Origin of the sequence: Variovorax sp. J22R115, assembly GCF_030317005.1 — a bacterium.
GTDB lineage: Bacteria > Pseudomonadota > Gammaproteobacteria > Burkholderiales > Burkholderiaceae_C > Variovorax.
Genome location: NZ_JASZYM010000004.1, coordinates 223621 through 243717 on the forward strand (window position 1 = coordinate 223621; position 20097 = coordinate 243717).

The following is a 20097-nucleotide window of genomic DNA, read 5'->3' on the forward strand; positions in this document are numbered from 1 at the left end:
TAGCACCAAAGTGTGATGACACAATCCCCTGACATTTGGAGGAGTGGACATGAGATTTGGTGTACGTCACGGACTGTGGGCGGGATGGAGGTTGGCCGCGGCAGGAGTCTTTCTGCTGGGGCAGGGGGCTTTCGCGCAAGTGCATCAGGGCGCGGAGGGCGCTGACTTTCTCTCGCATCCATGGGTGGTGCCGCCGCCCAGTTGGTCGCCGGACGCGTATTTCACCAACCTGAAGGAAGGCGTGACGCTCGAATCGCCGTTCGTCGCGCGCTTCGGGCTCTCGTTGCGCGGAATCGTCCCGGCGGGCAAGACGGCGGGGAAGGCCGGCCACCACCACCTGCTGATCGACCAGCCGCTGCCGCTCGATTTCTCGATGCCGCTGCCCTTCACCGAGCACTACATCCACTTCGGCAAGGGCCAGATGGAAACCGTGGTCGACCTGCCGCCTGGTACCTACACCATGCGCCTGGTGCTGGCCGACCAGGGGCACATCCCGTACTTCGTCTACAGCAAGCCGCTGAAGTTCACGGTCAGCAAGCAGAACAAGGGCATTTCGGCAGCCAGCGTGCTGGGCCAGCCTCGCGTCGAGATCCTCAACCCAGCGGATCGCACGACAGTGCAGTTGCCGTTGCGGGTGCAGTTGCATGCCAGCGGCTACAACTTGTCGCACGCGGGGCCCAAGGTTCCGGACACCGGGCACTTCCGTCTCATCCTGGAACGTGCGGGCCAGAAGCCCGAGATCATCGAACTCGATGGCGGGCAGACCGAGCTGTGGCTCAACCCCCCGAAGGGCGACTACAGCGCGCGCCTCGATCTGGTGAGCAATACGGCCCCCGGGGCCGTCACTGCGCGAGCCAAGCCGGTCTCGTTCAGCGTGCGTTGATGTCGGCGCGGGCGTCGAGCACCGCGGCCGCGACTTCCGCAAATCCGGCGCCGCGCTCGGCCTGCGCGACATAGCGCGGCAGATGCGACAGCGCGGACTCGAATCGGCGGACATTCGCCACGCCGATGCTGTGTTCGAAATGCTCGAACATCAAGGCGTCGTTGGTCGAATCCCCTACGTAGGCCCAGCGCGGCATCTCGCGGTCGAGTTGCCGGCCCCAAAGCTCGCTCACGATCCAGCGGGCGCCGGCCAGCTTGTTGTGATCGCCGTACCAGCCGTTGATGTGGATGCTGCTGACGGTGGCGTGCATCCCTTCGCTCCTCATCAGCGCGACGACGGCGACGATCTGCGTGTCGTCCAGGTGCGAGAACTCGCTGTGGTCGATCGCGATGTCGCACTCGCGGCCCGCCGAGTCGGTGGCGCGTCGCGCGCCGGGGATCTCACGCTCGATGCGGTCCAGCACGCCTTGCATGCGCGCGAAGTTGCGCGCGCGCGTCGCGGCGTCCTGCTGGTAGCGCTTTTCGAGCCGCCCCGTCGCGGAGGGAACGAGCGCGACCGCGCCGTTCTCGGCGACGATCGCATCGAGAGGCCACACGCTGGCGAAAGGCACGCTCCAGCCCACGGGGCGGCCGGTGATCGCGACACTGTGGAGGCCGGTCGCCTTGATGTCGCCCAGCGCCTTCAATGCATCAGGCGTGATGGCGCCGTCCGTCGTGAGCGTGTCGTCGATATCGGTAAAGACGCCGATTAGTTCACGGCGCGCCTCGAGCGGCCATCGCGGCAGCGGCAGCATCAGCCTGCCGGGTGAAGTGCCAGACCCGCATGCTCGCGCAGCGGATGGAAATGAATCTTCGGGAAGCGTTCCTGCGCCAGCCGCACGTCGTAGGGCGAGGTGCACAGGTAGGCCAGGGTCTCGGCCGCATCGCGCGCCATGCGGGCGGGGTAGGCGTCCGTGAAGGCGCGCAGTTCGGCCGGCGTGTCAGCGGTGATCCAGCGCGCGCCGGTGTACTGGCAGCCTTCGAGCCGGACGTCGGCGTCGTACTCGGTCTTCAGACGATGCTGCACGACTTCGAACTGCAGTTGGCCGACCGCGCCGAGGAGCATCGGCCCGCCGACCTCGGGCCGGAACACCTGGATCGCGCCTTCCTCTCCAAGCTGTGCGAGGCCTTGCTGCAGTTGCTTGGTGCGCAATGGGTTCTTCAGGATCACCGTCATGAACAGTTCCGGCGCGAAGAAGGGCAGGCCGGTGAACTGCAGCGACGCGCCGTCGGTGATGGTGTCGCCCAACTGCACGCCGCCGTGCGTCGTGAAGCCGACGATGTCGCCCGCGTAGGCCTCCTCGACCGCTTCGCGCCGCTGGCTCATGAAGGTCACGACGCTGGTCGGACGCAACTCCTTGGCGGTGCGCTGCACCTTGAGCTTCATGCCTGGCGTGTAGCGGCCGGAGGCCATGCGCACGAAGGCGATTCGGTCGCGGTGGTTGGCGTCCATGTTGGCCTGTACCTTGAACACCACGCCGGCGAAGTCCTTGTCCTCGGGCTGGATCTCCTTGACCACCGGCTGCCGGTTGACCAGCGTGGTGCTGACGCGCGGCTGTGGTTGGGGCGCCAGGTCGACCAGCGCGTCGAGCACTTCCATCACGCCGAAGTTGTTGACCCCGGAACCGAAGAAGACCGGCGTCTGCTTGCCGGCGAGGAATGCCTCGCGGTCCCACGTGGGGGATGCGCCCGTGGCAAGTTCCATGCTCTCCATCGCGGTATCGAATTCGCGGCCGAAGCGCTTCTGCAGCGTCTCGCGGTCGGTAAGCGGGATGGCTTCGAAGTCCTGCGGCAGACGCTCGCTGCCCGACTCGAACACCGTCATCGCCTGGGTGCGCAGGTTCACGATGCCGCCGAAGGACTTGCCCTGGCCCACGGGCCAGGTCATCGGCACGCAGGGCATGCCCAGCTCGCGCTCGATCTCGTCGAGCAGTTCGAGCGGCTCGCGCACTTCGCGGTCCATTTTGTTGACGAAGGTGATGATCGGCGTGTCGCGCTGGCGGCAGACCTCGATCAGGCGGCGCGTCTGCGCTTCGACACCGTTGGCGGCGTCGATCACCATGAGCGCCGAATCGACCGCGGTGAGCACGCGGTAGGTGTCTTCAGAGAAGTCCTTGTGGCCGGGCGTGTCGAGCAGGTTGATGACGTGGTCGCGGTAGGCCATCTGCATCACCGACGAGGCGACCGAGATGCCGCGCTGCTTTTCGATTTCCATCCAGTCGGAAGTCGCATGGCGAGAGGCCTTGCGCGCCTTGACCGAACCGGCGATCTGGATCGCACCTGAGAACAGCAGCAGTTTTTCCGTCAGCGTGGTTTTACCGGCGTCAGGGTGGGAAATGATCGCGAAGGTGCGGCGGCGGCGGGTTTCGGAGGCGAATGTCATGGGGGTGAACGCGGTGCGCGCTCACGGGCGCGGGCTGCTGGAGGCAAAGCCCACGATTTTACCGTTTTGGCCCCTCCTGGGTCGTCCAGGGCGACCCTCGTGCTCACATGGGCGGGGTGAATCCGTTGCGGCCCACCAGGAGGCTCGAAGCGGTGGGCTGGCCGTCTTTCATCTGCGCGGTAACGACGACCTTCGCGCCCGGGACCACCAGCGCCGACTGGTCGTCCTTGCCGGGCTTGAAAGTGACGATCGGCGTGCCGCGCGGAACGATCACGGTCTTTTCGCCGTCCTTGTACTTCAGCACCAGCTTCTGGCCGCCCGGCACCGCGGCCGGCGCCGCCGACAGTTTGGAGACGGTGGCGTTGGTCATCGTGCCGTTGGGCATGTAGTCCCAGGGTCGAAAACCTTCGCCGGTGCCTCGCATGGATTCGGGAAACACCAGGACTTCGACCGCGCGCTGCGTGCCGTCGGGCTGCGGCATCGAGCCTGCGCCGACGAAGCTGTTGGGCTTGATGGCCGCCGCAGTCACCGGGAGCACCTCGATGACGCGCATGTCGGCGGGGCGCACCATGGTCACGACTTCCCCGCTGCGGTCCTTGACGGTCAGCGATTTCGCATCGACGTGCACGATGACACCGCGCACACGCACGTTCTGGGCGGCGGCCGGAGCGGCCGGGGTCTGCGCCGGGACCGCCATCGGCAGTACCGCCGACGCGATCACGAACGATGTGGCAAGGACTCTGGCTTTGAACATGTTGTAACGCCGTGGTGGGTGGGTCTGGGGTGGGCGTTGCAGTCTAGGCCGATCGAAACAATGCTGCTGCGACGGCTCCGCCCGCACGCGCTAAAATCCCCCGTTCCGAGGAGCGTTGCAGCGCCGACAGGCGTGAGGCTCGGACCACCATCGCAACCACGCTCACCCGCTGTTCTCGCGGTGAGTCCTTTCCCCGAACGCAGTGGCATCTTTCAAACTTGCTTTGGAGCCAACATGAGCGCTGTTCTCAAATCCCCCGTTTCCACCGCCGACCAGGCCATCGCCGACCTGACCCTCGCCGCCTGGGGCCGCAAGGAAATCCGTATCGCCGAAACCGAAATGCCCGGCCTGATGGCGATCCGCGAGGAATTCGCCAAGAGCCAGCCGCTCAAGGGCGCGCGCATCACCGGCTCGCTGCACATGACGATCCAGACCGCCGTGCTGATCGAAACCCTGCAAGCGCTGGGCGCCACCGTGCGCTGGGCCTCGTGCAACATCTTCTCGACGCAGGACCATGCCGCAGCCGCCATCGCTGCCGCCGGCACGCCGGTGTTCGCGATCAAGGGCGAGTCGCTGGAAGACTACTGGGACTACACCCATCGCATCTTCGATTTCGGCGCGAAGGGCTCGGCCGGCGAAGGCCCGAACATGATCCTGGACGACGGCGGCGACGCCACGCTCCTGATGCACCTGGGCCAGCGTGCCGAGAAGGACCAGAGCGTGCTCGCCAACCCGACCAGCGATGAAGAGCGCATCCTCTACGCCGCGATCAAGGCCAAGCTGGCCGTCGACGCGACCTGGTACACCCGCAAGTCGGCCGAGATCATCGGCGTGACCGAAGAGACCACCACCGGAGTTCACCGCCTGAACGAGATGAGCGCCAAGGGTACGCTGCTGTTCCGCGCCATCAACGTGAACGATTCGGTCACCAAGAGCAAGTTCGACAACCTCTACGGCTGCCGCGAATCGCTGGTCGACGGCATCAAGCGCGCCACCGACGTGATGATCGCCGGCAAGGTCGCCTGCGTGGCCGGCTACGGCGACGTGGGCAAGGGTTCGGCCCAGGCGCTGCGCGCGCTGAGCGCCCAGGTGTGGGTCACCGAGATCGACCCCATCAACGCCCTGCAGGCCGCGATGGAAGGCTACAAGGTCGTCACGATGGAATACGCCGCCGATAAGGCCGACATCTTCGTGACCACCACCGGCAACCGTGACGTCATCCGCCACGAGCACATGGCCGCGATGAAGGACCAGGCGATCGTCTGCAACATCGGCCACTTCGACAATGAAATCGCCGTCGCTTCGATCGAGAAGTACGAGTGGGAAGAGATCAAGCCGCAGGTCGACCACATCACCTTCCCGGACGGCAAGAAGATCATCCTGCTGGCCAAGGGCCGCCTCGTGAACCTGGGCTGCGGCACGGGCCACCCGAGCTTCGTGATGTCGTCGTCGTTCGCGAACCAGACCATCGCCCAGATCGAGCTCTTCACCAAACCCGACGCCTACCAGGCCGGCAAGGTCTACGTGTTGCCCAAGCACCTCGACGAGAAAGTCGCTCGCCTGCACCTGAAGAAGGTCGGCGCCATGCTGACCGAGCTGACGGATGCCCAGGCCGCCTACATCGGCGTTGACAAGAACGGCCCGTACAAGCCGGACACGTACCGCTACTGATGGCGCGGGCGTAGCGTTTTGCGCGCCGATCAATTGCTTGTCGAACGCGGCCTCGCTGCGTCGCGCTCGCAAGCCGTCCGGCTGATTGCCGGCGGCTTGCGATGGCGCGACGGAGCGAACTGGCGTGTGGTCAGCAAGAATCGCGACGAGGTGCCGGAGGCGGCCGAGCTCGAACTGCTCGATGCCGCCGAGGCGCGCTATGTCTCGCGCGGCGGGCTCAAGCTCGAAGGTGCACTGGCCGCGACCGGGGTCGACCCGCGGGGGCGGCGATGCCTCGACGTGGGCCAGTCGACGGGCGGCTTTACCGACTGCCTGCTGCAGCAAGGGGCCGGGCACGTGGTCGGCGTTGACGTGGGCCACGGGCAGTTGCATTCGCGCGTGCGCGACGATGCGCGCGTGACCGCCGTCGAAGGCGTCAATGCCCGCACGCTGAGTGCCGATGCCTGGGCAGACCCGTTGCCGGACGATTCGGATTTCGGGTTGATCGTGGGCGACCTCTCGTTCATCTCGCTAACGTTGGTGCTGCCGGCGCTGGTGCCTTTGCTGGCGCCGGGCGGCGACCTGCTGATGCTGGTCAAGCCGCAGTTCGAGTTGCAGCCCGGGCAGGTCGGCAAGGGTGGCATCGTCCGTGACCCCGCGCTGTATGAGGTCGTCGAGCAACGGCTGCGCGACGCCTGCGAGGCGCTCGGCCTGCATGTGCAGAGCTGGCTCGACAGCCCGATCGCGGGTGGCGATGGCAACCGCGAGTTCTTCATTCATGCCGTTCATGCCAACGGCGAACCAGGAGCCGGCCGTGCGCCTTCCGCTCAGCTTTGAATTCTTTCCGCCCAAGACGCCAGAAGGCGCAACCAAGCTGCGTGCCGTGCGGCAGCAGCTCTATGCGCAGGCCCCCGAGTTCTGTTCGGTGACCTACGGCGCGGGCGGCTCGACGCACGACGGTACCTTCGGCACCGTCCGCGAGATCCTGGAGGAAGGTGTCGCCGCCGCCAGCCACTTCTCGTGCATCGGCGCGACAAGGGCGACCGTGCGCGAGCAACTCGCCGAACTGAAGGCGATGGGCGTCGACCGTCTCGTCGCGTTGCGGGGCGACTTGCCCAGCGGCTATGGCATTGGTGGCGAATTCCTCTACGCGAGCGATCTCGTCGCCTTCATCCGAGAAGAGACCGGACGCGATTTCCATATCGAGGTGGCCTGCTATCCCGAAGTGCATCCGCAAGCCCGATCGCCCGAGGCCGACCTGCAGGCTTTCGCGGCCAAGGTGCATGCCGGTGCCGATTCGGCCATCACGCAGTATTTCTTCAGCCCGGAGGCCTACTTCCGCTTCGTCGACGAGGCGCGCGCCATAGGCCTCGGCACGCCAATCGTGCCGGGCATCATGCCGATCACCAGCTCGACGCAGCTGATGCGCTTCTCGGACGCCTGCGGCGCCGAAATCCCGCGCTGGATTCGCCTGCGGCTGCAGAGCTTTGGCGATGACACTGCGTCGATCAGGGCGTTCGGTCTCGATGTGGTCACCGACCTTTGCGAACGCCTGGGTGCCGGTGGTGCACCGGCGCTTCACTTCTACACGATGAACCAGTCGGTGGCTACGCTCGGCGTGCTGCAGCGGCTCGGCTGGGGTGCATGAGTTTGGGTAGGCGTGTCGCCGGCAGCTTGCCTGCGCTCGTCGCGGCGGTATGGCTGACAGCGTGTACCACGGCGCCCTCGACGGGAGATGACGACGGAATGGCTCAGATCAGGCTGCGCCCCCTGGTCAAGCAACTGGCCGTCCCGCCCGGCGCGCCGCCGCGCTCCCAAGTGCCCTCCGTGCGCTATGACCTCGCGGTCTCCGGCGCAGGCGAGGCGCCAGACGACGGCGTGCCGGGCGACGAGGGCCCGCGTGAGATCTTCGAGCGTGGCGGTGCTTCCTGGTACGGCATCCAGTTTCATCAACGCAAGACCGCAAGCGGCGAGCGTTTCGACATGACGGAATTCACTGCTGCCCACAAGACGCTGCCGTTCAATACGCGCGTGTGCGTTCGCAGCCTCGTGAACGGGCGGGAAGTACTGGTTCGCATCAACGACCGCGGCCCCTACACGTCGGGTCGCATCATCGACCTGAGCCGCGCCGCCGCCGAGTCGATCGGCCTCCTGGGGCTCGGGATCAAGCAGGTGGCACTGCATATCGTGGTCAAGGAGACGGACCGCTGCGGCGGTACGGTGGTCGGCGTGGCCGACGTGCCGGCGGCGCCGGCAGAGCCCGCACCCCAAGCCAAATCCGTGCGCAAGGTCGCACCCCGCACGCGGAAGTGACGTTGCCCTTATCCGCCGCTGTCCAGGGAAAAGGCAGCGTTGCGGTCTTGGCCGAGAAGGTCGGCCATTTGCGGCAGGGCGGCCGCCAGCAGCGGCTTGAGCGTGTAGGGCGGATTGATCAGGAACATGCCGCTGGCGGGCAGGCCGGGACGGTGCGTGGCACCTGTCGCATCGGTGGTGATCTTGCTGGACTTGACTGTCAGGGTGGCATGCAGCCACGGCTTGCCGGCTTTCGTGGCCATTGTCTTGAGGCGGCGCGGCAGGTCGTGCGCCTCGGGGCGCGGAATGATCGGGTACCACACGGCATAGGTGCCGGTCGCAAAACGCTTGAGCGCCTCGGCGACGAAATCCAGCACGCGGCCGTAGTCGCTCTTGATCTCGTAGCTCGGGTCGCACAGCACCAGGGCACGGCGTGACGGCGGCGGCAGGAACTTGGTGGCGCTGCCGAAGCCGTCGTCGCGCAGTACGCTGATCTGGCGCCCGGCTTCGAGTTGCGCGATGTTCGCGTCGAGCGTGCGCGCATCGGTCGGGTGCAGCTCGAACAGCTTGAGCTTGTCGTGATCGCGCAGCAGGTGGTGAGTGATGAAGGGCGAACCCGGATAGATTCGCGCGCCGCCCTTCGGATTGAAGTCGCGGATCACCTCGAGGTAGCGCGAGAGGGCGTCGGAAAGAGGCGCGGGTGGCTTTTCGGCCGTCTTTTTTGCCGATCCCTTGGCGGGGCTGGCCGCTTCGCCCGCGGCGGGCTTGGGATCGGAAAGCAGGCGCAGCACCCCATCTGCCGCCTCGCCGCTGGTGCCGGCGTAGTCGCCGTCGAGCCGGTAGAGACCGGCACCTGCGTGGGTGTCGACCACCGTCAGGGCGGCGTCTTTTTCGAGCAGGTGCTCGAGCGTGGCAATCAGCACCGTGTGCTTGAGCACGTCGGCGTGGTTGCCGGCGTGGAAGGCGTGGCGGTAGCTGAACATGACCCCGATGGTAACCGCCGGCCCCCGGAAACGGAGCCGAATTGCCTCTTGAGGACGATTCTTCGTATAATCGAGGGCTTCGCAGCGCTTTTGTGGCCCCGCGGCGAAGGAATGAAACCCACCTAAGAGATTCCCGCCAGAAATGGCACAGAGGAAAGCCGACCGTGGAAAAGGGCCCGCCAAACCCTCTTTCAAGAGAAAACTCATGACCAAAACGTTCAGCGCCAAGCCCGCTGACGTGACGCACGAGTGGTTTGTGATTGACGCGACCGACAAGGTCCTCGGACGAGTAGCCAGCGAAGTTGCTCTCCGTTTGCGCGGCAAACACAAGGCCATTTACACGCCTCACGTCGATACCGGTGACTTCATCGTCATCATCAACGCAGCCCAGCTGCGTGTCACCGGCGCCAAGCCGCTTGACAAGGTGTACTACCGTCACTCGGGCTACCCGGGCGGCATCACGGCCACCAACTTCCGCGACATGCAAGCCAAGCATCCGGGCCGCGCCCTGGAAAAGGCCGTCAAGGGCATGCTGCCCAAGGGTCCGCTCGGCTACGCGATGATCAAGAAACTCAAGGTGTACGGTGGCGCAGAGCACCCGCATACCGCCCAACAGCCCAAAGTGCTGGAACTGTAAGGAGCCTTGAGAATGATTGGTGAATGGAACAATGGCACCGGCCGTCGCAAATCGAGCGTCGCCCGCGTGTTTCTGAAAAAAGGCACCGGCAAGATCACGGTCAACGGCAAGGACATCCAGGAGTTCTTTGGCCGCGAAACCTCGATCATGATTGCCAAGCAACCGCTTTTCTTGACCAACAACGTCGAAACCTTCGACATCATGGTCAATGTGGCTGGTGGCGGTGAATCGGGCCAGGCAGGCGCGACGCGCCACGGCATCACCCGCGCCTTGATCGACTACGACGCGACGCTCAAGCCGGTGTTGAGCCAGGCCGGCTTCGTGACGCGCGACGCGCGTGAAGTCGAGCGTAAGAAGGTCGGTCTGCACTCCGCACGCCGCCGCAAGCAGTTCTCCAAGCGCTGATCGCCCTTTGGGCTTATCGCTTGCACTGTCAAAGAACCGCCTTCGGGCGGTTTTTTGTTGTTTGAAGTAGCATTGATCGATCGGCCGCACGTTCGGCCCCACAGGAGTCCCCTTCATGAGCGCCGTTGCAGAAAACATCCAGACCCAGATGCCTGAGCCCATCGTCTTCACGGACAGCGCGGCAGCCAAGGTTGCCGACCTGATCGCCGAAGAAGGCAATCCCGATCTCAAGCTGCGCGTATTCGTGCAGGGTGGCGGTTGCTCTGGCTTCCAGTACGGTTTCACGTTCGACGAAATCACGAACGAAGATGACACCACCATGACCAAGAATGGCGTGTCCTTGCTGATCGACGCCATGAGCTACCAGTACCTGGTCGGCGCCGAGATCGACTACAAGGAAGATCTGCAAGGCGCCCAGTTCGTCATCAAGAACCCCAACGCCACCAGCACCTGCGGCTGCGGATCGAGCTTCTCGGCCTGATGTGCTGAGTTCGTCCGCGTCCTTTCAAAAAGCCGCCTCCGGGCGGCTTTTTGCTGCCCGTCACCTTCCGAGTTCATGACTTCATCGAGTTCACCGCGCAAGAGCCTCCTGTGGCTGGTGGCCATCGGCTTCTTCATGCAGACGCTCGATGCGACGATCATCAACACGGCGCTGCCCGCCATGGCTGCCAGCCTGGGCGAGAGCCCGTTGCGCATGCAGTCGGTGGTGGTGGCCTATTCGCTCACCATGGCGATGCTGATTCCCGCGTCCGGCTGGATCGCGGATCGCTTCGGCACGAAGCGGATCTTCTTCGCTGCCATCGTGCTGTTCGTGCTCGGATCGGGACTGTGTGCCTTGTCACGGGGCATTGGGCAGCTGGTCGCGGCGCGTGTCGTCCAGGGGATGGGCGGCGCGCTCCTGCTGCCCGTCGGGCGCCTCGCATTGCTTCGCACGGTGCCGCGGGCCGAGTTCCTGGCGGCCATGAGCTTCGTCGCGATCCCCGGGCTGATCGGGCCGCTGCTGGGTCCGACGCTGGGCGGGTGGCTGGTGCAGTACGCGTCGTGGCACTGGATCTTCCTGACCAACGTGCCGGTGGGCCTGATCGGGTGCTTCGTCACCTTGCGCGTCATGCCGGACCTGCGCGCGGATCTACTGCATCGTTTCGACGCGGTCGGATATGCGTTGCTGGCCTTGGGCATGGTGTCGATTTCTCTCGCCATCGACGGTGTCTCCGGACTTGGATTGCGCCAGGTCGGCGTCCTCGTACTGCTGGTGTTCGGCTTCGCCAGCATCACGGCCTATTGGCTTCATGCGGTGCGTCGCCCCTATCCGCTGTTCGAGCCCGCTCTTTTCGGCATCCCGACGCTGAGCATCGGCCTGCTGGGCAATCTGTTCTCGCGCCTTGGCAGCGGCTGCATGCCTTTCCTGATCCCGTTGTTGCTCCAGGTCTCGATGAGCTACTCGCCGCTGAAGGCGGGGCTCATGATGCTGCCGATCGCGCTGGCCGGCATGGCGATGAAGCGCTTCGCCACGCCGCTGATCACGCGGTACGGCTACCGGCGGGTGCTGGTCGTCAACACCGCGCTGGTGGGACTGACGATGGCAAGCTTCGGCTTGACCACGCCCTCCCAGCCGGTGGCGCTGCACATCGTCCAGTTGCTGGTTTTCGGCGCAGTCAATTCGCTGCAGTTCACGGCCATGAACACGATCACGCTGAAGGATCTGGACGGCAGCATGGCGAGTGCCGGAAACAGCCTTCTGTCGATGGTGCAGATGCTCGCCATGAGCCTGGGAGTGGCTGCTGCGAGCGCGGTTCTCGCGGGCTACACGGGGATCTTCGGCAGCGAGACGCCGCTGGAAACGCTGCACGCGTTCGAGGCGACCTTCGCGAGCATGGGGTTGATCACGCTGGCCTCGGCGCTGATCTTCTGGCACCTGCCGCCGGAGGCGCGCGCGGTCCAGCCGGCGCAGCCGGAAGTGTCGGGTCAGGGGTGACGCGGATCGGCGTTGGCGCCGAACGAGCGGGAGCAATCAGGCGGGATAGAGGGCGCCGAGAACGCGCGCACCGCGCGCGCCGGTCACGCTGGCGAGGTTGCCTGCCTGGCCGAGCATGGTGCTGCGCGCCAGCCATGCAAATGCAGCGGCCTCGACCTCCTGCGGCGGCAAGCCGCGTTCGGCGGAGGAGAGCACTTCGAGGGACGGTAGCAATGCGCGCAGGCGCGACAGGAGATGGAGGTTGAGTGCGCCGCCGCCACACACGATCAGCAACTGGCTGTCGGGCCCGTGGCGGGTCAGATGGGTCGCACAGACCTGGGCAGTCAGTTCAGTCAGGGTGGCCTGCACATCGGCGGGCTTGGCGTCCGTCGTGCCCATGTGCGAAGCCAGCCAGTTTGGGTTGAACAAGTCGCGACCGGTGCTCTTGGGCGGCGCCTTCGCGAAATACGCATCGCCGAGAAGCCGCGACAGCAGTTCCGGCAGAACCTGACCGCTGGCCGCCCATTGGCCGGCCGCGTCGAAGGGCTGGCCGATGTGCGTCTGGCACCAGTGGTCGATCAGCGCGTTACCGGGACCGCAATCGAAGCCCAGCACCGTGCCGCTGCCGGCCGGCAGCAAGCTGAGATTGGAAATGCCGCCGATGTTCAGCACTGCCACAGCCCGGTCGTCCCGTGCGAACAGCGCCCGGTGGAAGCCGGGTACCAGGGGCGCACCCTGGCCACCCGCTGCGAGATCGCGACTGCGGAAGTCCGCCACCACGGGAATGCCGGTCAGCTCGGCGAGCAGGGAAGGGTTGTTGATCTGCAGCGTGTATCCGACGTCGTCGAATTCACCAGGGCGGTGGCGCACCGTCTGTCCGTGCGCGCCGATCGCGGTCACGGTATCGCCCGAGATGCCGGCATCGGCCAGCAACTGCTGCGCCACGCGCGCATAGACCCGGGCTAGGCCGTTGCCAGCCAAGGCGGCGCGGTGCAATTCGTTGTCGCCGCCGGGCGAATTGAGCGCCATCAACTCGGCGCGCAGGCTCACTGAAAACGGCGCTGCCGCAAAGCCCTGAACCGCGATGCGTCCGTCCGAGAAATCGGCGAGCACTCCGTCGACGCCGTCCAGCGAGGTGCCCGACATGAGGCCGATGAAGAGTTCAGCCATGGTTCGGGGAGTCGTGTGGTGGTCACCCGGGCGGCCAGGGCCCGTTGCTCAATCCGCGCTGGCTTGTACCACCGAGAACGCGGCCGAAAGCTCGGTGCGGGTCGCGAGGGCAAGGCGTTCGAACGCAGGGCGTGCCGCCGCGGTGATCGGGACACCACCTTCCTGCTGAGCGATGGTCGAGGGATCGTGGTATTCGCCGTTCACCCGGAATTCGAAGTGAAGGTGGGGGCCGGTGGCCCAGCCGGAAGAACCGACGGCGCCCAGGGTCTGGCTTTGGCTGATGCTCTGGCCGGTCTTGACGTCGATGCGGCTCAGGTGCGCGTAGGCCGTTTCCTGGTTGTTGCGATGCTTGACGATCACGATGTTGCCGTAGCCGCTTTGCGTGCCGGCAAACTCGACGGTGCCATCGCCAACGGCGCGGACGGGCGTGCCGGTGGGGGCTGCGAAGTCGATGCCGTGGTGCTGGCGCCAGCTGTTGAGGATCGGATGCAGGCGCATGGCAAAACCGCTCGATACCCGCGTGAATTCGACGGGCGAACTCAGGTACGCGCGGCGAAGGCTGTCACCGTTGGGGCGGTAGTAACCACCTTTCTGGCCGGGCTCCTGGAACCACAGCGCCTGGTGCAGCTTGCCGTTGCTCTCGAACTCGGCCGAGAGCACGCGGCCGCTGCGCAGCGACTGGCCGTCCGCGTCGAAGGTTTCGTAGACGACGGCAAAGCGGTCGCCCTTGCGCAGCGAGCGGAAGTCCACGTCGCCGGAGAAGACGTCCGCCAGCTGGCTGGCCACGGAATCGGGAATGCCTGCGTCATCCGTTGCCGCAAAAAGCGAGGTGCGGACGACACCGCTGGCGAGGCGGCTGCCGGGCGTTAGCGCGTCGGATTCGGTGCGGGCGGTGAAGCTGTCGCCCTTTTTCTCGACCACGAGGCGCTTGAAGCCGCCGTCGCCGTCGGGAATCCAGCGCGCGCTGAGCTTTTGCAGGGTGTTTTCCTGCGTGGCTTCCGCGGTGACCGTGCGGCCGGGGCGGCTGAGCAGGGCGGCGCGCGCTTCGGGATTTGCCCGGACGAAACCAGCGGCTGCCGGATCGGCAATGCCCAGACGCCGCAACAGCGCCTCGGCGGTGTCGCTCGAACGGGTGGTTTCGTTGCGGAACAGCGTGAAGCTGTGGGTGTCGAGCGCTTCGACCTGTTCGGCGAACGAGAGCGGCTTGACCGCTTCGAACACTTGCCTGACGGGGAGGTCGGCCGCATCGGGGCCGAGCGAGGCGACTGCAAAGGCACCGCCACCTGCGGACAACAGCACGGCAGCGATCGCGGCCGTGATCTGCTTCGGGTATGTCCGAAATGTGTGGGCCACGCGCGAAGCAATCAGCTCCTCGGCGGCCAGAATGCCGTTGATCAAACTTAGAAATTCCAACTCAGGTTCTGCAGATCCGTGCTGCGAAGGCCGTGTCGAACGGTCGGCAGGACGGTGCGGGCACACAGCGCCGCTTAGAATCCGGCGCTTGAAAAGTCCGGCTGAGTATAGCTTCGGCCATACAAAATTCAGCCAAAAAGCCCAATGAACCCCGGTTTTGTTACATCCGCAAGTCTGTCCGAAGGTGTAGGACGAGCCCTCGAAATTTCACTCCGTGGAACCGACGAGTTGCTCCCACAGGATGAATGGGTGCGCAAGCTCCAACGATCCGAAGCGACGGGAACCCCCCTGCGCATCAAGCTGGGTCTGGATCCGACCGCGCCGGACATCCATGTCGGGCACACGGTGGTGCTCAACAAGATGCGCCAGTTGCAGGATCTCGGGCACACCGTGATCTTCCTGATCGGCGACTTCACCACCACGATCGGTGACCCGTCGGGCCGCAACAGCACCCGGCCACCTTTGACGCGCGAGCAAATAGAGGCAAACGCCCAAACGTACTACCGCCAAGCCAGCCTGGTCCTCGACCCTTCGAAAACCGAGATTCGTTACAACTCCGAATGGAGCGACCCGCTGGGGGCCCGCGGGATGATCCAGCTGGCGGCCAAGTACACCGTGGCGCGGATGATGGAGCGCGATGACTTCAGCAAGCGCTTCAAGGCGGGCCAGTCGATCTCGGTCCACGAGTTCCTGTATCCGCTGATGCAGGGCTACGATTCGGTCGCGCTCAAGTCCGACCTCGAACTCGGCGGCACCGACCAGAAGTTCAACCTGCTCGTCGGTCGCCATCTTCAGCAGGAATACGGTCAGGAGCCGCAGTGCATACTCACTATGCCGCTCCTGGAAGGTCTCGACGGCGTCGAGAAGATGTCGAAGAGCAAGAACAACTACATCGGCATCAGCGAGGGCGCGAACACCATGTTCGCCAAGGTGCTGTCCATCTCCGACACGCTGATGTGGCGGTGGTACACCCTCCTGAGCTTCAAGTCCCTCGCCGAGATCGCAGTCCTCAAGGCCGAGATCGACGCTGGCCGCAACCCGAAGGACGCCAAAGTTGCCTTGGCCAAGGAAATCACCGCCCGCTTCCACAGCCCCGCTGCAGCCGAAGCCGCCGAGCAGGACTTCATCAACCGCAGCAAGGGAGGCGTGCCCGACGAAATCCCGGAAGTCGCCTTGTCAGGTGCCCCTCTCGGCATCGCCCAACTGCTCAAACAAGCCGGCCTAGCCCCTTCGACCTCCGAAGGCAACCGCCTCATCGACGGGGGCGGCGTCCGCGTCGATTCCACGGTGATCAGCGACAAGGCCCTCAAGCTCCCCGCGGGCAACTACGTCGTTCAGGTCGGCAAGCGCAAATTCGCTCGAATCACGCTGACCTGACCGAACGCCGGCCGGCGAAGCCCGGCCCGTTCGCGGAACACCGCGGATCCCGCTCCGCCGGTCCGCCGGTGCTGCCCCCGGTCAGGGGGTAGGCGAAGCGACACGAAGTGCGCGCAGCCTGGGGGCGAGCAACAGTCACCTGACTTCGATGGTCACCCGTCGATTCCTCGGCTCATTGACCTCATCGGCCGTCGGGATGGCCAAGTCGCGTTCGCCGCGACCGACTGCTTCGACGCGTGCCGCCGGAAAGCCGCGCGCCACGAAGAGTTGCCGAACAAGCAACGCCCGGCTGCGCGAGAGTTCGTCGTTGCGATTGACGACGCCGACGGTGTCCGTATGCCCGGTGACCACGATCTCGCCACCGCTGCGCGCCAGCGCCGCGGCCAGGGCCTCGCTCATCACGGCCAGCGACGCCGGTGTGAGGACGGTGCCTCCCGCCTCGAAATACAGCGTGAATCGTTGCGCCGGGGGTGGCATCAGATCAAACAGTGCCTTGTTGTCGGCCTTCACGCGTTCGGGGTCGGCCTTGTCGACGACGGGCGCGCCCCGTTTCCCCACTGCGGCAGTCGCGCGCTCGAACGGTTCCGAAAGCGTCTCTACGCCGTCTTCGGTGCTCACGATCACAGCCGACGGCTTGCCGTCGGCCTGGGGCAGCAGCACGACACGCGTCCCGGGGGTGGAGCATGCCGAGAGCAGCGCGAGCGAGAACAGGGCGGACAGAAGCGAGAAACGACGAAGCATCACGGCTGACCGTCCACCTGCACGATGAAATCAGTGCCTCGAATGCCGATCACTGCGGTCTGCGTCTCGACCCGCACGGCGTCGGGATGGGTCTTGCCGATGAGGCCGGTGATCATGCGCATTGATCCGCGTAGCAGCGATACCAGCATGCCGCCATCCTGCGTGGTCGAATCGAAATGGAATTGCTTGAGGTCCAGCCTCGAAGATGGACCCACGACCAGCGAAGTGCCGTCGCGAAGCACCATGCTCGCGCCGGAGTCGGCGCCGGTCACGATGCGGTCGATGGGCTCGACCGCATCGCCGGGCGTCGCGCCGCGCGAGGCACCGTCGGCGCTCAGCAGTTGAACGTCGCCGCGCACGGACTTCAGGGTGCCAGCCCGAATTTCGCTGGCCGCGGGCGACGGCGCGCCGCCCGGTGCGGTCTGGGCCCACGCACACGTGTTGGCGGCAAGGAGGAAGCCGCTCAGGGTGATGGCAATGCGCTTTTTCACGAATGCTTCTGGAGAGTCCTGGAATGTCAGGCAATAGTACGCGAGAGGTGTTTCGCTGATCGAGCCACGATAATTCGCCACGATTGTTCAGCCTTCCTTGCAGTCATTTCTCTCTTCGACCTTGATTTGAATCTCGCCGCACTGAGCCCCAGGCAGTTGCTCCGCGTCTCGATCGCAGTCGCGATCATCACCATTGTGCTCAAGGGCGCGGCCGGGTATATCACCAATTCCATGGGTCTGATCTCGGACGCCATGGAATCGTTCGTGAACCTCGCGAGCGCGACCTTCGCATTGGCGATGGTCACGGTCGCCGCGAGGCCGGCCGATGAAGACCATCCTTACGGCCATCACAAGGCCGAATACTTCTCTTCGGGTTTCGAGGGGATCCTCATCATCGGCGCGGCCATTGCCATCTTGTGGGTGGCCGTCGCGCGGCTGTTGTCGCCACAGCCGCTCGAGCAGCTCGGGTGGGGCCTGGCCCTGTCCATCCTCAGTTCGGGCTTCAACGGTGCGCTCGCCTTCGTGCTGTTTCGCGCCGCTCGCGTCCATCGTTCCATCGCGCTGGAGGCGGATGCGCGTCATCTGCTGACCGACGTCTGGACGTCCGCCGCAGTCGTGATCGGCATCGTGGCGGCCGGGTTGACCGGCTGGCTCTGGCTCGACCCGCTGCTTGCCATCGGCGTGGCGCTGAACATCGTGCGCGAAGGCGTGAAGCTGGTCTGGCGTTCGTCGCAGGGCCTGATGGACGAAGCGCTCGATCCCGAATCCCTCGCAGTGCTGGATACGACGCTGAAGCGCTTCGCGGCGAGCGTGCCCGAAGGCGCGGAGCTGCGTTTCGACGACATCGTCACGCGCCGTGCCGGCCAGCGTCGCTTTGCCGATCTGCACATGCATGCGCCAGGCACATGGTCGCTCGAGCGTGCAGCTGGCTTGCGCGATGCGCTCGAGCAGGCGCTGATGGATGCGGTGCCCGGCCTGCGCGTGACCATCCAGTTGCTGCCGCTGAGCATGGAAGCACGCGCGACGCAGAAGGAATACATGGCATGAAGGCATTGCTTCAGCGCGTGACCAATGCAAGGGTCGATATCGCGGGTCGCACTGTCGGCGCGATCGATGCGGGGCTGCTGGTGCTGCTGTGTGCCGAGCGCGGCGACACCGACGCGCTGGCCGATCGCATGCTCGCGAAGATCCTGAAGTTGCGGGTCTTCTCGGACGAGGGCGGCAAGATGAACCGCAGCGTCCAGGACAACGGCGGCGGCCTCCTGGTGGTGAGCCAGTTCACGCTCGCGGCTGACGTGAGCGGCGGCAACCGCCCTAGCTTCACACAGGCTGCGCCGCCCGATGAAGGCCGGCGGCTCTACGAATACTTCGTGGCGCAGGCGCGTGCCGCGCATCCCGTGGTGGCGACCGGCGAATTCGCGGCCGACATGCAGGTGCATCTCGTGAACGATGGACCGGTGACCATTCCGTTGCAGATGGCGGCCTGAGGTCCGGCGACTTCAGTAGGGGTTGCGGATGCCGAGCCCCGCGAGGATCTCGATCTCGCGCGCCTCCATGGCTTCAGCGTCTTCCTCGCCGGTCTCGTGGTCCCAGCCCTGCGCGTGGAGGGTGCCGTGGACCAGCAGGTGGGCATAGTGAGCGGCCAGCGTCTTGCGCTGCTCCTTCGCTTCCTTCGCGACCACGGGCGCGCAAAGCACCAGGTCCGCCATCACGACCGGCGCCTGCGCGTAGTCGAAGGTCAGCACGTTGGTTGCGTAGTCCTTGCCGCGGAATTCGCGGTTGAGTTGCTGACCTTCTTCTGCATCGACGACGCGCACGGTGAGTTCGCCGTCCGCATCCAGCGCATGACGGATCCAGCGCACGACGCTATGACGGGGGAGTGCCGCCCGATGGCGCTCCACCCCCTTGAAGCGCGCGAACTGCAGGGACAGAGACAGTGCAGCCAGCGCCATGTCAGCGTGCCGCGCCGCGCTTGCGCGCATTGTCGTAGGCGTCGACGATGCGGGCTACCAGCGGATGCCGAACGACGTCGGCGCTCGTGAAGTGCGTGATCGCGATGCCGTTCACGCGCTTGAGCACCCGCTCCGCGTCGATGAGCCCGCTCAATTGCGCCTTCGGCAGGTCGATCTGGCTCACGTCGCCGGTGACCACCGCCTTGGCGCCGAAGCCGATGCGCGTGAGGAACATCTTCATTTGCTCCGGCGTGGTGTTCTGAGCCTCGTCCAGGATCACGAAGGCATTGTTGAGCGTGCGGCCGCGCATGAAGGCCAACGGCGCGATCTCCAGCGCATTGCGCTCGAAGGCCTTCTGCACGCGGTCGAAGCCCATCAGGTCGTAGAGCGCGTCGTACAGGGGCCGCAGATAGGGGTCGACCTTCTGCGTCAAGTCGCCGGGCAGGAAGCCGAGGCGTTCCCCGGCTTCCACCGCGGGCCGGGTCAGCACGATGCGCTGCACGGCGCTGCGTTCGAGGGCGTCGACCGCACACGCCACGGCGAGATAGGTCTTGCCCGTGCCGGCGGGGCCGATGCCGAGCGTGATGTCGTGGTTCGCGATGTTGTGCAGGTACACGCTCTGATTGGGCGTGCGTGCGCGCAGGTCGGCGCGCCGCGTTGCCAGCATGACGGCGCCATCTTCGGCCTCCGTCATCGCTCCGTCGCCCGCAAGGGTCAGTTGGACGACCGCAGCATCGATCGGCCGTTGGGCGATCTCATAGAGCGCCTGCAGGACTTCCATCGCGCGCTGCGCGTTGACCTTGGGCCCGTCGATCTTGAACTGCTCGTGACGGTGCGCGATCTTGACGTTGAGTGCTTCCTCGATGCGCCGCAGGTTCGCGTCGAGCGGGCCGCAGAGGTGTCCCAGGCGCGTGTTGTTGGGCGGGGCGAAGGTGTGTCGCAGAATCACGCGGATTTCATTTTCAAAAGCGAGA

The 20097-nt window shown here is 65.4% G+C and carries 22 protein-coding genes and 1 riboswitch; of the genes, 12 read left to right on the forward strand and 10 right to left on the reverse strand.

Annotation, left to right across the window (positions count from 1 at the left end; all coding sequences use genetic code 11):
• The first annotated feature begins 49 nt into the window (after positions 1-49).
• Positions 50-883 carry a DUF4399 domain-containing protein gene (locus tag QTI04_RS08660; RefSeq protein ID WP_286615120.1) on the forward strand — a complete coding sequence of 278 codons (834 nt, stop codon included), beginning with the start codon at positions 50-52 and terminating at the stop codon, positions 881-883.
• Here QTI04_RS08660 and QTI04_RS08665 read toward each other — a convergent pair.
• The 3 genes from QTI04_RS08665 to QTI04_RS08675 form a co-directional block, all read right to left on the reverse strand.
• A complete protein-coding gene (locus QTI04_RS08665) occupies positions 870-1676 on the reverse strand; it encodes an HAD-IIB family hydrolase (RefSeq protein ID WP_286615123.1) in 807 nt (268 codons plus the stop codon). The genes QTI04_RS08660 and QTI04_RS08665 overlap by 14 nt on opposite strands.
• Positions 1676-3304 (reverse strand): peptide chain release factor 3, encoded by a 1629-nt coding sequence (locus tag QTI04_RS08670; RefSeq protein ID WP_286601117.1) that lies wholly within the window; start codon positions 3302-3304, stop codon positions 1676-1678. The genes QTI04_RS08665 and QTI04_RS08670 overlap by 1 nt, the downstream gene beginning before the upstream one ends.
• Positions 3305-3407: 103 nt before the next feature.
• Complete coding sequence (locus QTI04_RS08675) at positions 3408-4058, reverse strand: hypothetical protein (protein ID WP_286601118.1); 651 nt, start codon at positions 4056-4058, stop codon at positions 3408-3410.
• A 101-nt stretch (positions 4059-4159) separates the two neighbouring features.
• Positions 4160-4229: riboswitch (S-adenosyl-L-homocysteine riboswitch) on the forward strand.
• A gap of 63 nt (positions 4230-4292) precedes the next feature.
• Between QTI04_RS08675 and ahcY the strand changes: the two genes are divergently transcribed.
• From ahcY to QTI04_RS08695, 4 genes are all read left to right on the forward strand, one after another.
• Positions 4293-5729: an adenosylhomocysteinase gene (gene ahcY, locus QTI04_RS08680; protein ID WP_286567922.1), complete on the forward strand. Its 1437-nt coding sequence runs from the start codon at positions 4293-4295 to the stop codon at positions 5727-5729.
• Between the two features lie 18 nt (positions 5730-5747).
• On the forward strand, positions 5748-6545 hold the full coding sequence (locus QTI04_RS08685) for a TlyA family RNA methyltransferase (protein ID WP_286615124.1): 798 nt from the start codon (positions 5748-5750) through the stop codon (positions 6543-6545).
• Positions 6523-7356 (forward strand): methylenetetrahydrofolate reductase [NAD(P)H], encoded by an 834-nt coding sequence (gene metF, locus QTI04_RS08690; RefSeq protein WP_286615127.1) that lies wholly within the window; start codon positions 6523-6525, stop codon positions 7354-7356. The genes QTI04_RS08685 and metF overlap by 23 nt, the downstream gene beginning before the upstream one ends.
• A 98-nt stretch (positions 7357-7454) precedes the next feature.
• Complete coding sequence (locus QTI04_RS08695; RefSeq protein ID WP_286615128.1) at positions 7455-8021, forward strand: septal ring lytic transglycosylase RlpA family protein; 567 nt, start codon at positions 7455-7457, stop codon at positions 8019-8021.
• Between the two features lie 8 nt (positions 8022-8029).
• Here QTI04_RS08695 and QTI04_RS08700 read toward each other — a convergent pair whose 3' ends face one another.
• On the reverse strand, positions 8030-8983 hold the full coding sequence (locus tag QTI04_RS08700; RefSeq protein WP_286615366.1) for a 23S rRNA (adenine(2030)-N(6))-methyltransferase RlmJ: 954 nt from the start codon (positions 8981-8983) through the stop codon (positions 8030-8032).
• A gap of 205 nt (positions 8984-9188) precedes the next feature.
• Here QTI04_RS08700 and rplM point away from each other — a divergent pair, with 205 nt between their 5' ends.
• The 4 genes from rplM (at position 9189) to mdtD (ending at position 12000) form a co-directional block, all read left to right on the forward strand.
• Positions 9189-9620, forward strand: a complete 432-nt coding sequence (gene rplM, locus QTI04_RS08705) for a 50S ribosomal protein L13 (RefSeq protein WP_028249522.1) — start codon at positions 9189-9191, stop codon at positions 9618-9620.
• Positions 9621-9632: 12 nt separating this feature from the next.
• Positions 9633-10025, forward strand: a complete 393-nt coding sequence (gene rpsI, locus QTI04_RS08710) for a 30S ribosomal protein S9 (RefSeq protein WP_286601128.1) — start codon at positions 9633-9635, stop codon at positions 10023-10025.
• A 115-nt stretch (positions 10026-10140) separates the two neighbouring features.
• On the forward strand, positions 10141-10506 hold the full coding sequence (erpA, locus tag QTI04_RS08715) for an iron-sulfur cluster insertion protein ErpA (protein ID WP_007827949.1): 366 nt from the start codon (positions 10141-10143) through the stop codon (positions 10504-10506).
• Between the two features lie 75 nt (positions 10507-10581).
• The gene (gene mdtD, locus QTI04_RS08720) at positions 10582-12000 is read left to right on the forward strand and encodes a multidrug transporter subunit MdtD (RefSeq protein ID WP_286615130.1); all 1419 of its coding nucleotides are present in this window, start codon (positions 10582-10584) and stop codon (positions 11998-12000) included.
• Between the two features lie 36 nt (positions 12001-12036).
• On the opposite strand, the gene QTI04_RS08725 is transcribed toward mdtD, so the two are convergent.
• Both QTI04_RS08725 and QTI04_RS08730 read right to left on the reverse strand, forming a co-directional pair.
• A complete protein-coding gene (locus QTI04_RS08725; RefSeq protein ID WP_286615135.1) occupies positions 12037-13149 on the reverse strand; it encodes an anhydro-N-acetylmuramic acid kinase in 1113 nt (370 codons plus the stop codon).
• A 48-nt stretch (positions 13150-13197) separates the two neighbouring features.
• The gene (locus QTI04_RS08730) at positions 13198-14547 is read right to left on the reverse strand and encodes a M23 family metallopeptidase (protein WP_286615137.1); all 1350 of its coding nucleotides are present in this window, start codon (positions 14545-14547) and stop codon (positions 13198-13200) included.
• 159 nt (positions 14548-14706) lie between these two features.
• Here QTI04_RS08730 and tyrS point away from each other — a divergent pair, with 159 nt between their 5' ends.
• A complete protein-coding gene (tyrS, locus tag QTI04_RS08735; RefSeq protein ID WP_286615138.1) occupies positions 14707-15939 on the forward strand; it encodes a tyrosine--tRNA ligase in 1233 nt (410 codons plus the stop codon).
• Between the two features lie 135 nt (positions 15940-16074).
• Here the strand turns inward: tyrS and QTI04_RS08740 are convergent, their stop codons facing one another.
• Entirely contained in the window at positions 16075-16680 is a 606-nt protein-coding gene (locus QTI04_RS08740) for an OmpA family protein (protein WP_286615368.1), read from the reverse strand.
• Positions 16680-17171 (reverse strand): FecR domain-containing protein, encoded by a 492-nt coding sequence (locus tag QTI04_RS08745; RefSeq protein ID WP_286615139.1) that lies wholly within the window; start codon positions 17169-17171, stop codon positions 16680-16682. The genes QTI04_RS08740 and QTI04_RS08745 overlap by 1 nt, the downstream gene beginning before the upstream one ends.
• Before the next feature lie 126 nt (positions 17172-17297).
• Here QTI04_RS08745 and QTI04_RS08750 point away from each other — a divergent pair, with 126 nt between their 5' ends.
• Complete coding sequence (locus QTI04_RS08750) at positions 17298-18218, forward strand: cation diffusion facilitator family transporter (RefSeq protein ID WP_286601404.1); 921 nt, start codon at positions 17298-17300, stop codon at positions 18216-18218.
• Positions 18215-18658, forward strand: coding sequence for a D-aminoacyl-tRNA deacylase (dtd, locus tag QTI04_RS08755; RefSeq protein WP_286615140.1), 444 nt, complete (start codon positions 18215-18217; stop codon positions 18656-18658). The genes QTI04_RS08750 and dtd overlap by 4 nt, the downstream gene beginning before the upstream one ends.
• Positions 18659-18670: 12 nt before the next feature.
• On the opposite strand, the gene ybeY is transcribed toward dtd, so the two are convergent.
• Complete coding sequence (gene ybeY / locus QTI04_RS08760; protein ID WP_286601138.1) at positions 18671-19123, reverse strand: rRNA maturation RNase YbeY; 453 nt, start codon at positions 19121-19123, stop codon at positions 18671-18673.
• A 1-nt stretch (position 19124) separates the two neighbouring features.
• Complete coding sequence (locus QTI04_RS08765; protein ID WP_286615142.1) at positions 19125-20072, reverse strand: PhoH family protein; 948 nt, start codon at positions 20070-20072, stop codon at positions 19125-19127.
• Positions 20073-20097 lie beyond the last annotated feature (25 nt).